Genomic DNA, 18,942 nt, shown 5'->3' on the forward strand with positions numbered 1-18,942 from the left:
CTTGATAAACATTGTAACATTTGGTAAGCCGTATGCCTTAATAGGGCACGTACGGTTTGATAAGGGGGAAGCCTCGAGAGAGGTTTCCCTACTTTATTATTTTTATAGACAAAATATTCAATGTATAATAATATATATAAAATAAATAAAACTTATAAGAAAGGTTGGGATTGATGTGGCTGAAGTTATTCGGTCGATTCCTCGTCCGTTGGTAAAAACAAATCAATGGGTAATTGTATCAAGTGTGGTGTTGACTTGGTTGACAGGCTTAGAGTGGTTTTTATTAATCCCATTCTTATCAGGATTACTTGGGCTTCTGTTTAATTTTAATCCGATAATGAGGTTAGCAAAGCAATTCCTAAAAAAAGATATCAATTCCTATATACCAGAGGACTTTGAACAACAACAGTTTAATCAGACTATTGCGGTTATCTGTTTAGGAATGGGTTATATCGGCTTTTTGTTTAACATAGATACGATTGGGTATATTTTCACTGCTATAGTCGCGATTGCTGCGTCAGTAGCATTAATGGGTTTTTGCATCGGTTGCTTTATTTTGTTTCAATGGAAGCAATTTCAATATCGTAGAGCACAACAACAAAAGGGCTGATCAATGTTAGCCCTTTTGTTTTATGATTTATTATTATTTAATGTTGATTTTCGTGGAGGTATGAGACCTCATAGACGGAGAATTTCCGTCTAATGTATTAAGCGGTAGCTAAAATAGCCTAAATAAGCGGAGATATTCCGCTTAACCACTCAAAAAGAGACAAAATCATTTAACCGGAAAAACTCCTCTTATTATTAAGGAAACATCGGTATTTCCCAATTTAAGCGGAATTTGTCCGGTTATTTTTCAAAACAAAGCCCGAAATCAACAGTCAACTATAACGGTGCTTCGTTTAAAATAGCAAGCGATTAAACAGTTCCACGAACAAACACTAATTTATTGAACCGTTCAGTCGCGGCTGTAGTATTTACTTCATAGCCAAGCTCATTCATTGTTTCGCCAATTAACGCAATCGCTTTTTCAAGCATTTCTACAGTTGTATTCCCCATATGACCAATCCGGAAAGCTTTTCCGGCTAGATGTGCAAGGGCGCCGGCAACCACTACGCCTTTTTTAGCTAAGGCTGTCCGGAATGCCACATCATCCATACCTTCTGGATATAGGATACAGCTAAGCGTTGCAGCTGCTACACTTTCTTCAGCTATCGCTTTCATCCCATATTCAGATAGGGCGCCACGGACGGCGCGACCATAAGCAACGTGTCGTTTAATTCTGTTCTCAAGCCCTTCGGCAAGAACTAATCTCATTCCCTCATCGTAGGCATAGATGAGATTTACTGGTGGAGTAGCAAAATATTTTTGCGGATCATTCATAATCGGAATCCAATTCTCGATATCACAGTAATATGCAGGTACATGTGTTAATTGTTTTCGGGCAGTTAATGCCGTTTGGTTAAATGCAACGATGGCCAATCCTGGTGGTACACCAATCGCTTTTTGAGAGCCTGTTAGCACAATATCTATTTTCGCATCCACACCACCATATGATTTGCTCATATCTTCTTCCATCGCAGCAGTCGCACACACACCATCGAGAATCACAAGTGCTCCGTGTTCTTTAATGATTGGAACCAATTCATCTAAATTGGCAGCTACTCCGGTTGATGTATCGGCATGAGTAATTGTAACCGCTTTAAATTTGCTCGTTGCTAATTTTTCGGCAACAGCATCTCTTGATACTTGTTTACCCCATTCTGCTTGAATAACCTCAACATCGATTCCAAATGCTTCGCCAAGCTTAATGAAGCGATCACCAAAATAACCATGGCTTATTACTAATAGTTTTTCGCCTGCAGCGATTGTATTAACAAGGGCCATTTCCATAGCCACAGTCCCAGAGCCTGCGATAACAAATACTTCCCCGTCTGTTTTAAACATTTCCTTTGTTTGGTTAATCGCATTGCGATATATTGCCGCAAAGCGTGGGTCAGTGTGACCAAGTGTTTCCTGAGCCAGCGCGTCGTAAATCGAATCAACCACAGGTGTTGGACCAGGGATAAGCAAAAGTTCTTGTTCCGTCATGATTAATCCTCCTAATTTTATTACCATAATAAATAAATAACCCTTTCAAAGTATGGGCACAATAATCATTTCGCTATACCTTAAGTGATTTCCTCTTATAACTTCTTGCTTTTGTTAAAAAAAAGGCAAATTATGCACAGACTACAATTTGGGTTGAAGTTTAAAAGTTATATAAAAATAATAACGATTAGCTGTAACTTGACTGAATCATACTTAATTAATCATACTAAAGGCAAAAGGAGCGTGTTTAGGTTGAAAAAGGTATTAGTTTCGTTTGGGGTTGTTGCGGCAGCCTTGATAATTGTGGGAATGATGTTAATGAACAGCTATAACAATTTTGTTGATTTAGAGGAGAATGTTAACCAGTCCTATGCGCAAATTGAAAATCAGCTCCAAAGACGGCTTGATTTAATACCCAATTTGGTTAATACGGTCAAAGGTTACGCTTCGCATGAAAAAGAAGTGATTGCTTCTATTTCTGATGCTCGGGCCCGACTAGCTGGAGCAAAATCTCCGGAGGAAGAGGCAACAGCAAATGCAGAGTTGACAGGTGCCCTAAGTCGTTTGCTTGTTGTTGTTGAAAACTATCCAGAACTAAAAGCAGACCAACAGTTTACACAGTTAATGGATGAATTAGCCGGTACAGAAAATCGTATTTCTGTTGCCCGCAAGGATTATAACGCTGAGGTCGCGGTCTATAATAAAAAGGTAAAAAGCTTTCCTGGAGTAGTAGTCGCTGGGGTTACCGGTTTTGACCAGAAAGAATATTTTAAAGCGGACCCAAAAGCAGAAGAGGCTCCAGAGGTGGATTTTGGAGGAAATGAATAATGAAAAGGTTGCGGTTCTTCCATGGAATCGTTTTGTGCTTCATTTCATTTCTTCTACTTGGAGGTAGTAGGGCAGCCGCAGAAATATCCATTCCAGAACCGGTTGGGGATATTTATGTTCAAGACTTTGCCAATGTATTAACAGCACAGGAAAAAGCCGAACTAATCAGTATGGGGCGAGCTCTAGAATCTCAAACTTCTGCTCAAGTTGCTGTCTTAACGGTGGATACAACTGGAGATGTACCAATGGAGGAATTTGCGAATGAGGCTTTTCGCAAATACGGAATTGGTACGAAACAAGAGAACAATGGTGTCATGCTTGTGCTCGCGTTGCAGGATCGTCAAATCAGAATAGAGGTTGGCTATGGTCTAGAAGGGCGAATTCCCGATGGTAAAGCAGGCAGAATTTTAGATCAATATGCCATTCCTTATTTACAAAATCAACAACCAAACACAGCAATCATCGAGACTTATAAAGTTATTGCAAATGAAGTATTAACAGAGTATGGACAAGAAGGACTGCAAACTAAAACGGGGGTAAATTCACAACAGCCTGTGTCAAATGCTGAGGGTGGTGGAATCCCCTCGTGGCTACTATTTATTATTATCATTGTTGTTTTGTTTCTTGATTTCAAGTTTTTTGGAGGGTTCCTTACTCACTTTCTGTTGTCGACTCTTTTGCGAGGTGGCCGAGGTGGTGGAGGAGGAGACGGTGGTTTTCGCGGCGGTGGGGGTGGCTCTTCCGGCGGGGGAGGAGCAGGCCGTGGCTGGTAAATAAATTAAAATGAGGACAAGTCTCATCCAGCTAACACACTGAACGGAGACTTTCCTCATTTTTGTTTACCCATTCAAATTTGCTCATTTTGTGATACCATTGGGAGGGTATTAATACGGTGTATGTTCTTACTAAGCTGATACAAATGCCCAAAAAGGAAGACAAACTAAGTGAAGGTTAGGGTGTAAAATGAACGACCAGTATTTTGATGAATTGCTAAACATTCAAACATGCGGGGAACAGCGTGGCTTTACGCAATCATTCCATTATCATCGCTATGAACCTACTCCCTACCAAGCCCTAGAAACATTATTTCAGCATTATCCTTTATCATCTGCCGATCGCGTAGTTGATTTTGGCTGTGGGAAAGGTCGTCTCAATTTTTTTATCAATCACCTGTTCAATATTCCGGTAGTAGGGATTGAAATGAACGAAGCATTTTATCAAGAAGCGCTTGATAATCGTGAAAGTTATCTGCAAAAGTTTAAAAATCGGAAAGGGAAAATTGAGTTTTATTGTTGCTTGGCGGAAGAATACAAAATTAATCCAAGTGACAATCACTTTTATTTCTTTAATCCATTTTCGATTCAAATTTTCCGCCGCATTGTCAATAATATTTTATTGTCTTGGGAAAGCGATCCGCGCGAAATCCATTTAGTCTTATATTACGTATCGGAGGACTATATTTACTTTTTAGAAAATCAAACAGCTTTTGATCTGGAATTGGAAGTCATTCTTCCAGACCTTTATGATAGTAATCCGAATGAAAGGTTTTTAATCTATCGTTTAGCTTTCTAAAATTGTTCGAAGCAAGGTTTGCTTTCGGTGACAAAAATTGTTGAAAAGTTGTTATGGTTGCTTAGAATGTTTCCTGTCTAGATGTGCTATCGTTATGTATAGAGTCAGAGTTAAATGTAAATCAATAATTGGAGGTTTACGGGCGATGGCGACACAAAGACGAGAACCAAATAACGGACCTGTTATCCAAAAGGAAAAAGAAATGGTCACGAAAATGGTTCATTTGTATTGTCGGAAGAAACATCATCAACTTGAATTATGTGAACAGTGCCAAGCGCTGTTAGACTATGCTTATAAAAGATTATCCTTCTGTCGGTTTGGCGAAGAGAAGACTGCATGTTCAAATTGTACCGTGCACTGTTATAAGCCAGATTATCGAGAGCAAATGAAAGCTGTTATGCGTTTTTCCGGACCCTGGATGCTTCTTTATCATCCAGTTTATTCAGTAAAGCATTTGTTAGATAAATAGATAAACTCAACAAAGAGCCTGATTCTTCACGAATTAGGCTCTTCTCTTGTGATTAACTCCATGATGACTCGATTTAGTGTGTCTAGGTTCTTCTTTTCAAAATATTGATCAGGGATGGTCTCATAGTGGCAGCTGCTCCCTTTTATATAACGGTAAATAATCTGAGCTTCATCGATTTCCTCTTGGGTAGTTCTTTTCGATAGAATTGAAGTAGTGTTACCTAAATAAGGTTGGATAGCCGACTGTATAAGGGAACTGATGTCTTCAATTGCTGTTTCAGTCTGTATTTTTTCATTCAACAGGATGTTGTTCCCTTTAATCAGGAAGAGTTTTTGGGTTAAATCAGGTAATGATTCTAGGACGATAATATTTTGATTTCCCGCTGTAAACTCAATCACCCTTTCCCGGTGCCGAAGAAATTCGACTATTTGGACCGTGTCGCGGAGCTTTGCCGCTTTTTCAAAGTCAAATTGTTCTGCGGCAGTTGCCATCTTTTGTTGGATATCAAGAAGGAGCCATGTGTCTTTACCAGTTAACAAATCGATGAGTTTATCAATGATATGATTATATTGTTCACGAGCAGAACCACCAAGACAAATCCCGATGCACTTTCCGAGTGAGTAATTAAGGCATGCGGATTTGTTTTTGCCGTAATTTGTGCAATTGATTTTATAACAGTCCTTGAGCAATTCAAGTGCCCTTTCAACGGAGCTTTTACTGGAATAAGGACCAAAATAATGAATGTTGTCGGATTGTTCTACCCGATTAGTTACATATAGGTTACGAAAGCCATTAATATCTTTTATTTCTATATATGAATAACTTTGCGGATTTTTCATTTTTCGATTGTAATACGGTTTGATTTCCTGAATTAATTGACATTCCAGTATGAAAGCCTCAAATTCCGTATCAGTTAAAATAATATCAAAATCACTTAAATGTTTAACAAGTCTTTCTGTTTTCGGTGAATGAGCTTTATTGTTTTGAAAATAGGATTTTACTCGGCGTTTTAAGTTTTTAGCTTTACCTACATAAAGAATGCCACCAGAGGCATCCTTCATCAAATAAACCCCAGGTGTGGTGGGAAGCTGTTTTATTTTCTCTGAAAGTTTCATGGTGACTCCCCCTTTCTTGAAAAATCAACTAAGTTTGGCGATTAGCCTTCAACATATTCGAGGAACTTTTTAACTAGGCGCAAATGGGGATGATTTTTAGAATGTATCCAACCGAACGAAAAGTTTTGGAACAAACTGTAATCTGCCAAAGGAATGGCGACGATTCTTTGGCTTTCGACATATGGGTCGTCAAGGAGCATCAGACTTGATAATAAACTGATTCCCAGACCTTCTGAAACTGTCTTTTTGATAACCTCTGTATTGGTTGTTTCAAACATGATATTTATGGGACCAATATGTTCTTGAATATAGCCGGTTAAGTTTTCCCAGTAGCGACTGGCATACATTACGAATGGATAATCAATGATGTCCTTTACGGTCAGTTCATTGTAAAAGGCCAACGGAGAATCCATTGGGACAATCACCTTGATTCCACCTTGATAATGAAGGGATTGAAAAGCAATTTCTTCAGTGAGTTTCGGTTGCAGGTCTGCGTTAATTCCAAGGAAGCCTAAATCAACCTTAAGCTTATCGACCGCTTCAATAATTTCCTTACTTTCCATTTCTAAAATCGTCATTTTAATTTGCGGAAAATCCTTCTTAAAGCGGGATAGACTTTTAGGTAATATCGTTAAGAATAGGCTCGAAATCGTTGCGATTTTTAGCTCACCTTTATAGCTTGAGGTAATCGCTTGCACCTCACCTTTCATTTCGTCGACTTTTTTAAGGATTTCTAGTACTTTTTTGATGATATTTTTGCCTTCATCAGTCGGGACAGTTCCAAAACGGGAGCGCTTAAACAGCTTGATTCCAATTTCTTTTTCCAATAACGAGATCGACTGACTGATTGCAGATTGGGAGACATGCAGGTTTTGGGCGGCGAGAGACATTGACTTAGTGTCAACAACTTCCTTTATGTACTCCATTTGCTCAAAGTTCATTCCCAAACCCCTCTCCTTTTCATATAAGTACATCTTATAATACCATTAAAAATTCCTGTTTTACATATCGAATAATAATACTTAAAATGGAAAAATACTAATTATTCACGATTACGATGAGGAGGCATTATGGCGAAAGAAAAATTATGGACAAAGGATTTTGTGATTGTCTCGGCAATTAATTTCTTTGTGACGTTAATCTTTTATTTATTAATGGTCACAATTTCCACATACGCAGTTGAGAAATTTGCAGCAAATACGAGTCAAGCAGGTCTTGTTACAGGGATATTTGTTATCGGCGCATTGATTGGTCGATTGTTTTCGGGGAGAATTATTGATCAGTTTGGGCGAAAAAAGATGCTGTTTATCGGTTTAATCCTTTTTACAGCTTCAACCTGTTTGTATTTCGGTGCCAACAATTTATTGTTCTTACTTATTAATCGACTCGTTCATGGAATTGCATTAGGGATGGCCAGTACCGCTACCGGAACCATTGTTGCCCAAATCATTCCAGCAACAAGAAGGGGAGAGGGAATTGGATATTATGGATTAAGTGCAATATTGGCTACAGCAATAGGTCCATTTTTCGGGATGTATTTACGAGAACATACGAGTTATCAAATGATTTTCCTATTTTGCTTAATGGTAGGCTTGTTTAGTTTAATAACAGCCTTTTTTTTGAAGGTAGTTGTCAAAGTGTCTTCAGAAAAAGGCTCTCCTATGCAAAAGGGGTTTCATATTAGGAGCTTTATTGAAATCAATGCTTTACCCATTTCTGTAGTTACCTTTTTTGTTGGTCTTGCTTATTCTGGTGTACTTTCTTTTATAACCTTTTATGCTGAAGAATTGAATCTAATTGAGTCAGCAAGCTTTTTCTTTGTAGCGTACGCTGCTGCAGTCCTTGTTTCTAGGCCGTTTGCTGGGAAGCTATTCGATGTAAGGGGGGCAAATTCTGTTATTTACCCTGTCTTAATCATTTTTGCAGTAGGGATGATGCTGCTAAGCCAGGTTCATAATGGTTGGACATTGTTACTTGCGGGTGTCATTATTGGATTTGGATATGGAAACTTTACCTCATCGGCTCAGGCTGTGGCAATTAAGGTAACTCCTCACGACAGACTAGGGTTGGCCACCTCAACCTTTTTTATTTTAGTAGATTTAGCATTCGGCATTGGTCCTTATTTGTTGGGATTGGTTGTCCCTTATTCGGGATTTAGGGGATTATATTTATCCTTAGTTGCTATAATTATTTTTGCGATGATACTTTACTATTTTTTGCATGGAAAAAAAGAACGACAAACATTCAAATACAAAATGACATCTTGACATTTTCTTAACATTTCCACGACAGCTTCCTGAAACTTGTTCGCTACAATGAAGTTGTAACAGAGATAGCAATTAGTTATAGAGGAGATGTTATCATGAAAATGAAACAGGTAATAATAGCAGGTGCATTTGTCGGAGCGTTTGGATTAGGAGCGCTGTTTGCGCCAATTGGAGAGCCAACTGCAACAACAGGAAACAGTAATGGGATTATCAAAGCTGTGAATACAACAACTGAACAAACACCGAATGAAGATGCAACTGGTTATACTTGCCCAATGACCGGTGAACAGATGGGTCGTGGCGGTGCTGGAATGGGAATGCAATTTAGTGGTACTATGCATGAAGCAGTCGCCGAAGCACTGGGGATGACTGCAGACGAACTACAATCTGCGCGAAGTGAAGGTAAAACGATTGCGGAGCTTGCAAAAGAAAAAGGGATTAGTGTTGACGAGGTAGTGGCTAAGCTAGTTGAGACTCGTAAAGCTAATTTAGAGCAGCTGAAAAAGGACGGTAAAATCACCCAAGAACAGCTGGATCAAATGCTTTCTAATATGGAAACAAGAATGAAGGCGATGGTCGAAAATGGTGGTGGCGTTGGTCCAATGAATGGCAATTGTGGTGAAAGAATGGGGCAGAAGGGACAAGCCGGTTGGTTTAACAAAAATGTAACCAATAATAGTTCAACTAATTTATAAAACAAATGCCTATATCTTAACGAAAAACTCTGGAGGTTCTCCGGAGTTTTCTTTGTTTAATGTGTTAACGAAACTGACATTTATAGATTAGGCAATCGGTTGGTATAATGAGAGGGAATGAGGAGGGGTGTTTGTGGCGAAGGTGATTGCTGTTGTTGACGATGAAGAAAAAATTCGCGATACGATTAAAGCGTTTTTAATAAATGAAGGCTTTACTGTAGTAGAAGCCGAAAATGGTGAAGCAGCTATTCAACTTGTTAAAAATCAATCTGTCGATCTCGTGATATTAGATGTGATGATGCCAATCATGGATGGCTTTCAGGCTTTACGAGAAATTCGCATGATTAGTAAAAAAATGCCGGTTATCATGCTGACGGCTAAAACAGAGGAAATCGACAAGCTATTGGGGCTTGAAATGGGTGCCGATGATTATATAACTAAACCCTTCAGTATGCGGGAATTGGCGGCCAGAATTCGCACTGTTTTGCGTCGAAGTACCCCTGAAGAAGAAAGAGAAGGATTGGATGAGTTGTTAACAAGAGGAGATATTGAAATAAATTTAAGCACTTATGAGGTTAAGGTGGGAGAAGAATTATTAAATTTAACACCTACAGAATATAAAATACTAGTGACGCTTGCACAGAAGCCAGGTCGTGTCTACAGCCGCCTGCAATTAATGAACAGCGTGATGGGTGAAGCGTATCTTAATTATGAGCGGTCGATTGATACCCATGTTAGCAATTTACGGAAAAAGGTTGAAAGTGATCCAGCCCATCCGGAGTACATTCACACTGTATATGGAATTGGCTATCGCTTTGGTAAAAAACAATGAAGCTCCAGTCGAAATTAATCATAGCTTTTATTGCAATTGTAATGTTAATGGGTATCAGTCAATCGTTATTTTTAAAATCAAGAATTCAGTCAACCTTCAATAGTTATCTCGAACAATATAATTTCGGATTTATGGAACGGATGAAGCAAAATCTTGAGCTTTATTATGAAGAAGCAGGTTCATGGGATGAAGTTCAGGAGGTATATTTCGAAGGAAACTCTAGTATGGGACAAGGTCACGGTATGATGATGCAAGGGATGCTCATGAATATGGCGATGGCCAATGCCGATTTATTGTTGCTAGATATTGATGGTACGGTAATCGCAGATACTTCAGGTGACAGGCTTAACACAAGCGGTTTGGATGTCCATGGCAAATCTACGGATATTATGATTGATGGAAAGAGAAAAGGGACGTTGGTTCTTTATCAGCATAAACTGCAAAATCTTGAGGAGGATTTTATCAGATCTGCAAATTTGGCAATCGTAATGAGTGGCCTTATTGCAGCTTTACTTGCTGTGTTATTCAGCATTTGGATTGCTAAAAAAATAACAAAACCGCTACAAACACTAATATTGGGGATTAGAAAGCTAGGGAGTGGTGAAAAGGTACCTGAAGTTAAAATTGAGACAGAGGATGAATTCCATGAATTAGGTGATGCATTTAACCAGATGTCGCAAAGGCTTTCTCGTAATGAGGAAATTAGACGAGCGCTTGTCGCAGATGTTGCTCACGAATTACGAACACCTTTGGCAATTTTACAAGGAAAATTGGAATCGATTCAAGAGGGCGCAATTCAAGCATCAGAAGAGGTTGTCCTGGAATTGACGGATGAAGTATACAGGTTAAATCGATTGGTGAGTGACCTACAACAATTAAGCCTTGCCGAAGCGGGAAAGCTCCCTCTAAATAAACAAGCTGTCAATTTGAAATATTTGATTCATAAGGTATGCACTCATTTACAGTGGCTTGCCGATGAAAAAGGAATTAACTTCCATTATGAAAATATTAAAGATGATTGTTGGGCTGAAATTGATAGTGACCGATTCACTCAGGTCATCGTAAATTTGATTGGAAACGCATTAAGACATACTGAGCCCCAAGGGACGGTTGAAATAACAGTTGAAACCAGTAGTGCAGCATTTTTTATTCATGTGAAAGATACTGGACCTGGTATACCAGCTGATGCTTTGCCATTCGTTTTCGATCGCTTCTACAAGCGCGACACTTCAAGAAATCGAAATGAAGGTGGAACTGGTCTGGGCCTTTCAATTGCTAAAGGCTATGTCGAGGCACATGGTGGCACGATTACTGTAGAAAGCGAAGAGGGAAAAGGTACTGTTTTTACAATCTTATTAACAAAATGATCAAATATAAACACTCGGTAGTCTTTTACCGAGTGTTTTTAGTAATGAAAATAAAAAAACACTCGGTGCAATGAATACCGAGCGTAATATTAAATCCTCTTTGACTAGGGGAATAACAGTTAACTGTTATAAATTAGCGTCAAAAGAGGGGTTTGGAAATTAGAATGTTAGTTTTTTTATTATGAATGTTATCTGATTACGGATAACGTAATCTAAATTTAACGCTGATAGGTGACGATTTCAACTAGATTTGTCGAATATGAGGTTTATCCCCTAGGTGTTTTTCAGGTTATTTGTTTAATATTATCGAAAAATCATAGTGAATCCTTGGTAAAACGCTAAATTTCAAACTTTTTTAACAATTTAGGTTTACAATATGAATAGGAGCTATTTGTAAATAACATTAGAGTAGATGAACGTTTATGAAAGCGGGTGAATGAGATGGCTAAGGAAAAAATCCTCATTGTTGATGATGAGGAAAGAATCCGCGAGATGATTAGGGAGTATATTAGCCTTGAAGATTACGAGGTTGAAGAAGCCGCAAACGGAGCAGAAGCATTAAATATGTTTTTAAAAAATGATTATTCCTTAATTATTCTAGATGTTATGATGCCAAAAATTGATGGGTGGGGTGTCTGTAAAGAAATTCGGAAAACCTCACAAGTTCCAATTATTATGTTAACAGCACGTGGCGAAGAGTATGATAAGCTATTTGGATTTGAGTTAGGAGTAGATGACTATCTCGTTAAGCCGTTTAGCCCACGCGAATTATTAGCAAGAATGAAAGCGATCATCCGGAGAAGTTCAACTACTGATGAAGGTCCGGCTAAGTTAGATACGATTACGATTGAAGGCTTAGTCATTGAAAGTGCATCACGAAATGTTTACGTTGATGGTGAGCTAGTAAATTTAACACCAAAGGAATTCGAATTGCTCTGCTTGTTTGTACAAAATCCGAAACGTGTATTTACAAGGGAACAATTGTTAAATGCAATTTGGGGTTATGATTATAAGAGTGAAGATAGAACAGTCGATACCCATATTAAAACCTTACGAGAAAGTTTAAAGGATTATCGGAGATTTATTGTGACAGTTTGGGGAACTGGCTACAAATTTGAAACTACGTCTAAGTAAATTCGGATGATGTAAAGCACTTCTTCATATTGGACGAATTAGTTGTTGCAAATGTCTTTTGAAGAGAGGAGCAGGAAATGAAGAGTATACGCTTTAAGCTTTGGGCGGGAATGGTCATTTTAGTTTGTTTTGTATTATTCCTGTTATGGCTCTTTCAAATTGTATTTTTGGAAACCTATTATAATCGGATGTGGATTTCCTATATAAAATCTGAAGTCGTTAAGATAAATTATGTATTGGAAAATGGAAATAAAGAGGATTTTGAGAAAAAGTTAGCTGCCTTTGCGTTTAATAATAATATTTATATTGAGGTAATTGATAAGAACGGAGAAAGTCTCTATGTTACAGGATCTTCAGTGTCAGCTGGGAAAATGCCAATGGTCGATAGTGGGGAGCTTGAGGGGATCGTTGATGAAGTACTAAAAGGGGAAGAAGTTGAAATACCTGTTACGCACCCTCAGTTTGGTAGCGAATTTTCCTTTATTGGCTTACCAATTGAAATATCTGGTAAGACAACATATGCAATGCTCATCATTACCCCGCTAGCACCGATGGAGGACACAGCGTCGATATTGAAAGGGCAGCTGTTATACATTACAGTTATCTTACTGTTCGCAGCATTATTAATTACGCTATTTTTATCGCGGAGCTTTAGCAGCCCTATTCTTGAAATGAAGCGAGTTTCCGAGCAAATGGCATCAGGTAATTTCTCAGCCAGGATTAACACGAGGCGTCGAGATGAAATTGGACAGTTAGCAGAAACGATTAATAATATGGGGGAACAGCTTTCTAAAATTGACCAACTCAGAAAAGATGTAATAGCGAATGTATCCCATGATTTGCGAACGCCGCTAAGTTTAATTAGGGGCTATGCTGAAACATTAAGGGATGTGACCGGTAAAGACCCGCAAAAAAGAGAAAAACAACTCGGAATCATTATTGAAGAAACCGAACGTTTAAGTAAAATTGTCGACGATATCTTAGTCCTATCACAATTGCAATCTGGAAATGTCTTGTTAACTAAAAACGGCTTTAAAATAAATGAGTTAATCCAAACTACAGTGAAAAGCTATAGCTTGCTGAGTGAAAAAAATGGTGTGAGTATTATCTTGAAAGATTTATTTGATGTCATGATTGAAGCAGACGAAGTAAGGGTAAGTCAGGTGCTCCATAATTTAATCAACAATGCTTGTACACATACTCCAAGAGGTGGATTGATTACAGTTAAAATGCTTGATAAAGGTGAATCGGTGCGGATAGAAATAGCAGATACGGGAAAAGGAATTTCTACAGATGAGCTACCGCATATATGGGAGCGCTATTATAAAGCAGACAAGACAAGTGAGAAAAAGACAACTGGGACGGGAATTGGACTAGCGATTGTGAAAGAGATATTGGAGGCTCATAAGGTTTGCTTTGGCGTGGAAAGTGAAAAATTAATAGGAACGACCTTTTGGTTTGAATTAAATAAGTATAAGTAGTTAAAAAAGGCAAGACCATAAGCGGTCTTGCCTTTTTCTTAGATTAATCTTTGCCGATTCTAAATTGTTGAATGTCTTGTAATGCTTGTTGTAGATCAGATCTTGTTTTTAATTCGTTATCAATTTCAATTCCTAGTTCAATCATAGTATCAGCAATTTCAGCGCTAATTCCTGTTAAGATAGTAGAGCAGCCTAGTAGTTTAATACCTTTAACGATTTTAAACAAATGGTTAACAACAGCTGTATCAACAAATGGAACACCTGAAATGTCGATAATTAATTGATTTGCTTTAAGCTCTTTCACTCGTACAAGCGTTTTTTCACGGATTTTCTTCGCACGATACGTATCCACATTACCCACTATTGGTAGAATACAAACTCTTTCAGCAATTGGAATGATCGGCACAGATAATTCATCAACGGTTTCACGGTGACTCTTTAATAAATCTTCTTTATAGTTAACGTAGTAAGCAGTGTATGAATCGATATATAAATCAATGATGTCGTTAACATTTCTTTCTAACGTGAAAAATTCCTCAGTTGAAAGAGTGTTTTGAGATTCTTGATAGAATGATTTAATCGCATTCCAAATGATTCCACGTGAAGATTGGAATAGCTCCCAAGCCAAGTGCATTGGGAATTCAGTTTTTGCACTCTTAACTCCACGTTCTTTAGCAACGTCCATGATTAATTCTGTTTTTATCTCAAGGATATTTTGTGCAACGAGTTTCATGATTGGGTTGCCCGCGCGATCATATTGTTCCATCTCGCCATTTTCTTTTAATAATGATGTGATGTAGCTTTTATTTTTTTCTAAGTATTGAACCCATTCTCTTGTGTAAAAATCTAAGTTTTTAAATAAGAAATCAGTTAAATCAGTTTTTGAATCAACTACTTGTAACATTGTATTACCCCCTATAAATTGAGTAGAATATTGACTCTTTTTTGGAAAAGAAAGATAAAATGTTGTTCCGATTCCTTCTTCGCTCGTAACCCGAATTTTCCCGTGATTACTTTGGATGGCATTAAAGACTTGCGCCAGTCCCATCCCTTTACCATCTTGCTTTAATGTGAAAAATGGTGTCCCTAGTAATCTAAGTTTGTCTTTTGGGATTCCGACCCCAGAATCAGAGATATTGATATGAACATCATGACCGTCCTCATACTGCTCAATCATTAATGTTCCACCATCAGACATTGCTTCAATCGCATTTTTAATTAGATTAAATAGCGCTTTTTTAATTTGGTCGCGTCGACCAACCACCATAGCTGTTTCGTCTTGAAAGCTTTTAATCACGTTAATGTCGTACAGTTGATTTTGAAATAATAACAAAATTGATTCGATTTTAGAGCAAACATTAAACGCTGCTTTTTCTTCCTGAACGAACTCAGGCTTTGAGACACTCATTAAATCATTTAGGATATGAATCGCTCTGTCTAGTTCGCTTTGGGCGATATGTGAGTATTCTTCTTTATATGTTTGTTCCATTAATTGAAGAAAACCTTTAACTGCCGTTAATGGATTTCGAACCTCATGAGCGATTCCCGCAGCCATTTCGCCGATAGAGGACAATAAATGGTTATTCCAATTGTTATGATCGTGAAGAGTAAGTAAATTATAGATGTTAAATAAATAAACGTGGATTCTATCTTGTGACTGTTCATTGTTTGATCGATGAAATAAGAAAAAGACTGGTTGATTATCGATCGTTACGATAAACTCATTTGCTCTACCCATAAAGCATTCATGGAGCTTTGTTTTGATTTCGTTGTTCGTAATACGATGAAAGAGGTAGTTGGAATCACCATCCTCCGATATTAACACCCGTTTTGCTTCATCGTTAGCTCTTTGTATTGTTCCATCGGGATTGAGCTCTACTAAACCGTAGGAGATTTCGTGAGCGGTGGGTGATTTAATCAACTTGACTAACCTTCCCTTCCTTAAACCATTTAACAGCTCTGACCTTTGTGCCGAGGTTAACGGTGCTTTTGATTTCAAATTCATTCATTAAACGCTTCACTCCTGATAGGCCCAACCCTAAGCCTGTCTTGGAGCGTACTTTATTATTTAAAATATTCTCAAGGTTCGGAATGCCAGGACCCTGATCTACAGCTACTATTTCAATTCCATAGGATGGAATCGGCTTAATAAAAAGTTCACCTTTGCCAGCATAAAAGACAATGTTGCGGGTTAGTTCCATGATGGAAACAACCAATTTAGTTTGTTCACTTTTGTTTAAACCGTAGTCTTCAGCAACGCGTTTACCAATAGTACTAGCCATGTAAACATCATCTTCTCGTTCAATTACAATCCTGTACAAATTCTTCTCCTATCCTTATCTCAAGTTAATGTATATATTTCCACAGAGTATTTTAGCATATATGGGCGGTGTTTTGATAATGTTTTTTAAAAATAAAGAAAATTCGTATTATGTTGACAATCTTCTTCGTTAGCTAAACTGATATATGTTGGAATTTGTCGATTGTTAGAGGCGTGTTAATTAGAAAGAATATTATTTCTGCAAATAAAAAAACAGCCACTTGGTTTAAGTGACTGTTAAGATTATTAATTATTTATTGGCTGTATTAAACGTGTCTGTTGATTTCCGTTCCAGGCGCTTCGCTTTCCGCGGGGCGGGCGGTGAGCCTCCTCGGCGCTTTAGCGCCTGTGGGGTCTCACCTGTCCCGCTGCTCCCGCAGGAGTCTTCGCGCCTTCCACTCCAATCAACATTGCCACAAAACAACAGTCTGCATAACCCAGCATCAATTAAAACCCACCGGCACGTTTTTTTTGTGGTTTAATATGTGTTATTAAGCCGTTATAATCTGTCAAATACAGGTCAATTTCTGGTTTTTCTTGAATATAGTGATCCTGCATTAGTTGATAGTAGTTAACACGGTTCAATGCGTCGTAAGGCATCATTGGGTATTTCCCGTTAGTTTTATAAAACATATAAACAGCCTTCTGAACGATGTCCATAATGGGTGGTATTTGTTTATCTTTTTCCTCAAATATTTCAAAGGTTTCTTTTGACATAAAGAAGGATTTATTAGGTATTCCGTTTAAATATGGAGCAAGCTTTCCAAAATCAATACTGTAATCTTCGTTTACTAAAATAGTGCGGCTAATGCCCTTTGGAAGATCGGATGAATAATTTTTAACCGCCCGTTGAACATCATAAAGAGTTGCTTCTATTATTGGCCAGACAACATTTTCTGAACTGATCTTCCGTTTGTCCAATTTTTTAATATTTTGTTTGGAGAGAATATTAAGGTATTTATACATCATTACATACCCAATTAGGCAGCCAACGACAAGCCCAAACATTAAACCTATTACGGTGAAAGATGGGTAGTTGTTTAACCGTTTGTCCATTTGAGCCCCGAGCTCATAACCAGCGAAGATAGAAAGTCCCAATGCAACTGCTCCCATAATATGCACCGATGATGTTTTTACTAGAAAATTAATAAATTCCTGGAAGTGTTTTTCTGTGCTTCTATGATCTTTCTTTAAAGGATTATTTAAATCGGCAATGATTTCTTCAGATGCATTGCAGTCTCTCAGGAACTTATCAATTGTAACTTGTGCCAACTCGGGATCATTTCTAAGAATATAAGCAGTTTTATGAAAAGTTCCTCTCGCGTATTTAAGATGAACCCATCTAGCTTCTTCCTCAAGGTCAATCTTTTCGACAATCTTACCAAAATCCTTAATAAATACATATTTCATTACGCACCACGCACCCCTTGCACCTTCTTCTTCTTAGGTCGCCCATCGTCAAATGCTTGTGTGCGGATCATTAAAGCCTCTTTTCTTGCTTCTTTAACAACACTTGCAGCTTCTTCACGACCTTTGGCAATGATTTTTAGTGCTTCGAGATTGGCTTGTTCTGTTAATTCTCTTTGTTTCATCATATTGGCTTCGGCATCCATTTTAAAGTCTTGAGCAAGCTTTAGTTCATTTTCGATGGTGTTACGACGTTTTTCCATAGCTTCAACAACTTTATTAAGCATTTTATTTTTGAGTATAAAAATAAGCACGGTAAATAAAACTGCTTGATAAATCATCGTACCAACTGAGACCGGCATACCAAAGATTTCAAAATCCCCCACTTATTACACCCCCTTAAGCAGCTTCATTTAATCTTTGACCTATATAAACCATGAAAAGTGTTACAAAGATGTAGGCTTGGATTCCGCCTATGAACAAACAGAAGGCTTGCCAAATAATCATTGGAAATGCAGTCAATAGACCAGCACCTATTCCTGTAAGCCAGCCTGAATCAAAGCCGTTAGTTACTGCGCCAGCGAGTATTGCCATCATAACTTCTCCGGCATAAATATTACCGAACAGCCTAAGACCCAGAGTTAGAGTGGTGGCAAATTGCTCCAAAATATTAATGACAAATAACGCTTTAAACGGCTTGAAAAAACCTTTGATATAATGCTTAAAACCATTTAAACGGATGTCGATATAGTGAGTGTAAACAATCATCATAATCGCCAGAGTGAGGGTTACGTGGGCATCCGCAGTTGGCGATTTCCACCAGGAAGCGTGTTCTTCGCCGATAATAACGGCAAATGGAATACCCATAATGTTGGCAATAAACAAATACATAATTAAACCAACGCCCGAAGCTAAAATAAAATAATTGTCTTTTCTGCCAATCGAGTTCATCATAATATCTTGGACAAAATTGATAAGCCATTCCATAATATTTTGCATTTTGCTTGGTTTTTGATCATCTGTTACTTTTCTTGTGCAGACATAAGTGAAAATAAGCACGATAAGTGCAGCGACTGTACTAGTAAGAATGATTGATAGATCAAACGTCAATCCAAATACTTGTACGAGTGGGCGAGTTGAGTGCATAATGTAACCTCCTTTCTGTATAAAATGGTGACTGAAACAGAAAGTGGTGGGGGTATGTGTGGAGGAATCAGAATAAATTTCTATTTTATAGCTTTATTATACATTAATAGAATAGGTATTAGGCACTAGAATTGTGATAATAAAATGAAGATTCAGAATAATTTCCTTAATACTGTGTCAATAGGGATATTTCAATAGGACCTGATAGTTAACTAAGA

19 protein-coding genes are annotated in these 18,942 nt (G+C 37.9%); 11 read left to right on the forward strand and 8 right to left on the reverse strand.

The annotated features are described in order from the left end of the window. Positions 1 to 175: 175 nt before the first annotated feature. The gene (locus tag HHO41_RS13410) at positions 176 to 610 is read left to right on the forward strand and encodes a DUF4395 family protein (RefSeq protein ID WP_169099442.1); all 435 of its coding nucleotides are present in this window, start codon (positions 176 to 178) and stop codon (positions 608 to 610) included. A 308-nt stretch (positions 611 to 918) separates the two neighbouring features. Here the strand turns inward: HHO41_RS13410 and HHO41_RS13415 are convergent, their stop codons facing one another. Continuing rightward, the gene (locus tag HHO41_RS13415; protein WP_169099444.1) at positions 919 to 2,091 is read right to left on the reverse strand and encodes a pyridoxal-phosphate-dependent aminotransferase family protein; all 1,173 of its coding nucleotides are present in this window, start codon (positions 2,089 to 2,091) and stop codon (positions 919 to 921) included. Positions 2,092 to 2,400: 309 nt separating this feature from the next. Between HHO41_RS13415 and HHO41_RS13420 the strand changes: the two genes are divergently transcribed. The 4 genes from HHO41_RS13420 to HHO41_RS13435 all read left to right on the forward strand — a co-directional run bounded on the left by HHO41_RS13420 (position 2,401) and on the right by HHO41_RS13435 (position 4,960). Next, positions 2,401 to 2,919, forward strand: a complete 519-nt coding sequence (locus HHO41_RS13420) for a LemA family protein (protein ID WP_169099646.1) — start codon at positions 2,401 to 2,403, stop codon at positions 2,917 to 2,919. Further along, positions 2,919 to 3,692 (forward strand): TPM domain-containing protein, encoded by a 774-nt coding sequence (locus HHO41_RS13425; RefSeq protein ID WP_169099446.1) that lies wholly within the window; start codon positions 2,919 to 2,921, stop codon positions 3,690 to 3,692. The genes HHO41_RS13420 and HHO41_RS13425 overlap by 1 nt, the downstream gene beginning before the upstream one ends. A 190-nt stretch (positions 3,693 to 3,882) precedes the next feature. Continuing rightward, positions 3,883 to 4,491 (forward strand): methyltransferase, encoded by a 609-nt coding sequence (locus HHO41_RS13430; protein WP_169099448.1) that lies wholly within the window; start codon positions 3,883 to 3,885, stop codon positions 4,489 to 4,491. Positions 4,492 to 4,636: 145 nt separating this feature from the next. Beyond that, positions 4,637 to 4,960: a nitrous oxide-stimulated promoter family protein gene (locus HHO41_RS13435; RefSeq protein WP_169099450.1), complete on the forward strand. Its 324-nt coding sequence runs from the start codon at positions 4,637 to 4,639 to the stop codon at positions 4,958 to 4,960. A gap of 26 nt (positions 4,961 to 4,986) precedes the next feature. Here HHO41_RS13435 and HHO41_RS13440 read toward each other — a convergent pair whose 3' ends face one another. Together HHO41_RS13440 and HHO41_RS13445 are read right to left on the reverse strand one after the other, a co-directional pair. Further along, entirely contained in the window at positions 4,987 to 6,075 is a 1,089-nt protein-coding gene (locus HHO41_RS13440) for a GIY-YIG nuclease family protein (protein ID WP_169099452.1), read from the reverse strand. Between the two features lie 41 nt (positions 6,076 to 6,116). Continuing rightward, positions 6,117 to 7,016, reverse strand: coding sequence for a LysR family transcriptional regulator (locus HHO41_RS13445; RefSeq protein WP_169099454.1), 900 nt, complete (start codon positions 7,014 to 7,016; stop codon positions 6,117 to 6,119). Positions 7,017 to 7,145: 129 nt separating this feature from the next. Here HHO41_RS13445 and HHO41_RS13450 point away from each other — a divergent pair, with 129 nt between their 5' ends. The 6 genes from HHO41_RS13450 (at position 7,146) to HHO41_RS13475 (ending at position 13,851) form a co-directional block, all read left to right on the forward strand. Continuing rightward, complete coding sequence (locus tag HHO41_RS13450; protein ID WP_169099456.1) at positions 7,146 to 8,342, forward strand: MFS transporter; 1,197 nt, start codon at positions 7,146 to 7,148, stop codon at positions 8,340 to 8,342. Positions 8,343 to 8,437: 95 nt separating this feature from the next. Then, a complete protein-coding gene (locus tag HHO41_RS13455) occupies positions 8,438 to 9,037 on the forward strand; it encodes a eukaryotic translation initiation factor 3 subunit E (RefSeq protein WP_169099458.1) in 600 nt (199 codons plus the stop codon). A 133-nt stretch (positions 9,038 to 9,170) separates the two neighbouring features. After that, complete coding sequence (locus tag HHO41_RS13460) at positions 9,171 to 9,869, forward strand: response regulator (protein WP_169099460.1); 699 nt, start codon at positions 9,171 to 9,173, stop codon at positions 9,867 to 9,869. After that, entirely contained in the window at positions 9,866 to 11,236 is a 1,371-nt protein-coding gene (locus HHO41_RS13465) for a sensor histidine kinase (RefSeq protein ID WP_169099462.1), read from the forward strand. Before HHO41_RS13460 ends, HHO41_RS13465 begins: the two co-directional genes overlap by 4 nt. Before the next feature lie 441 nt (positions 11,237 to 11,677). Then, the gene (locus HHO41_RS13470) at positions 11,678 to 12,370 is read left to right on the forward strand and encodes a response regulator transcription factor (protein WP_169099464.1); all 693 of its coding nucleotides are present in this window, start codon (positions 11,678 to 11,680) and stop codon (positions 12,368 to 12,370) included. Between the two features lie 77 nt (positions 12,371 to 12,447). Next, positions 12,448 to 13,851 carry a sensor histidine kinase gene (locus tag HHO41_RS13475; RefSeq protein WP_169099467.1) on the forward strand — a complete coding sequence of 468 codons (1,404 nt, stop codon included), beginning with the start codon at positions 12,448 to 12,450 and terminating at the stop codon, positions 13,849 to 13,851. 43 nt (positions 13,852 to 13,894) lie between these two features. Here the strand turns inward: HHO41_RS13475 and HHO41_RS13480 are convergent, their stop codons facing one another. From HHO41_RS13480 to atpB, 5 genes are all read right to left on the reverse strand, one after another. Then, positions 13,895 to 15,772 carry an ATP-binding protein gene (locus HHO41_RS13480; protein WP_248278465.1) on the reverse strand — a complete coding sequence of 626 codons (1,878 nt, stop codon included), beginning with the start codon at positions 15,770 to 15,772 and terminating at the stop codon, positions 13,895 to 13,897. After that, positions 15,765 to 16,172 carry an ATP-binding protein gene (locus tag HHO41_RS13485; RefSeq protein ID WP_169099471.1) on the reverse strand — a complete coding sequence of 136 codons (408 nt, stop codon included), beginning with the start codon at positions 16,170 to 16,172 and terminating at the stop codon, positions 15,765 to 15,767. The genes HHO41_RS13480 and HHO41_RS13485 overlap by 8 nt, the downstream gene beginning before the upstream one ends. 446 nt (positions 16,173 to 16,618) lie before the next feature. Further along, positions 16,619 to 17,581: an AtpZ/AtpI family protein gene (locus tag HHO41_RS13490; protein ID WP_169099473.1), complete on the reverse strand. Its 963-nt coding sequence runs from the start codon at positions 17,579 to 17,581 to the stop codon at positions 16,619 to 16,621. Further along, on the reverse strand, positions 17,581 to 17,964 hold the full coding sequence (locus HHO41_RS13495; RefSeq protein WP_169099475.1) for a F0F1 ATP synthase subunit B family protein: 384 nt from the start codon (positions 17,962 to 17,964) through the stop codon (positions 17,581 to 17,583). Before HHO41_RS13495 ends, HHO41_RS13490 begins: the two co-directional genes overlap by 1 nt. Positions 17,965 to 17,977: 13 nt before the next feature. Continuing rightward, positions 17,978 to 18,724, reverse strand: coding sequence for a F0F1 ATP synthase subunit A (gene atpB, locus HHO41_RS13500; RefSeq protein WP_169099477.1), 747 nt, complete (start codon positions 18,722 to 18,724; stop codon positions 17,978 to 17,980). Between the last annotated feature and the right edge of the window lie 218 nt (positions 18,725 to 18,942).

This window comes from Bacillus sp. DNRA2 (genome assembly GCF_012843265.1).
In the GTDB taxonomy this organism is placed as follows: domain Bacteria; phylum Bacillota; class Bacilli; order Bacillales; family Cytobacillaceae; genus Bacillus_BU.

Bases quoted from the DNA above. Each gene is read 5' to 3' on its own strand.
- HHO41_RS13415 (WP_169099444.1), bottom strand. From the start codon at position 2,091: ATGACGGAACAAGAACTTTTGCTTATCCCTGGTCCAACACCTGTGGTT.
- HHO41_RS13420 (WP_169099646.1), top strand. From the start codon at position 2,401: ATGATGTTAATGAACAGCTATAACAATTTTGTTGATTTAGAGGAGAAT.
- HHO41_RS13425 (WP_169099446.1), top strand. From the start codon at position 2,919: ATGAAAAGGTTGCGGTTCTTCCATGGAATCGTTTTGTGCTTCATTTCA.
- HHO41_RS13430 (WP_169099448.1), top strand. From the start codon at position 3,883: ATGAACGACCAGTATTTTGATGAATTGCTAAACATTCAAACATGCGGG.
- HHO41_RS13435 (WP_169099450.1), top strand. From the start codon at position 4,637: ATGGCGACACAAAGACGAGAACCAAATAACGGACCTGTTATCCAAAAG.
- HHO41_RS13440 (WP_169099452.1), bottom strand. From the start codon at position 6,075: ATGAAACTTTCAGAGAAAATAAAACAGCTTCCCACCACACCTGGGGTT.
- HHO41_RS13445 (WP_169099454.1), bottom strand. From the start codon at position 7,016: ATGAACTTTGAGCAAATGGAGTACATAAAGGAAGTTGTTGACACTAAG.
- HHO41_RS13450 (WP_169099456.1), top strand. From the start codon at position 7,146: ATGGCGAAAGAAAAATTATGGACAAAGGATTTTGTGATTGTCTCGGCA.
- HHO41_RS13455 (WP_169099458.1), top strand. From the start codon at position 8,438: ATGAAAATGAAACAGGTAATAATAGCAGGTGCATTTGTCGGAGCGTTT.
- HHO41_RS13465 (WP_169099462.1), top strand. From the start codon at position 9,866: ATGAAGCTCCAGTCGAAATTAATCATAGCTTTTATTGCAATTGTAATG.
- HHO41_RS13470 (WP_169099464.1), top strand. From the start codon at position 11,678: ATGGCTAAGGAAAAAATCCTCATTGTTGATGATGAGGAAAGAATCCGC.
- HHO41_RS13475 (WP_169099467.1), top strand. From the start codon at position 12,448: ATGAAGAGTATACGCTTTAAGCTTTGGGCGGGAATGGTCATTTTAGTT.
- HHO41_RS13490 (WP_169099473.1), bottom strand. From the start codon at position 17,581: ATGAAATATGTATTTATTAAGGATTTTGGTAAGATTGTCGAAAAGATT.
- atpB (WP_169099477.1), bottom strand. From the start codon at position 18,724: ATGCACTCAACTCGCCCACTCGTACAAGTATTTGGATTGACGTTTGAT.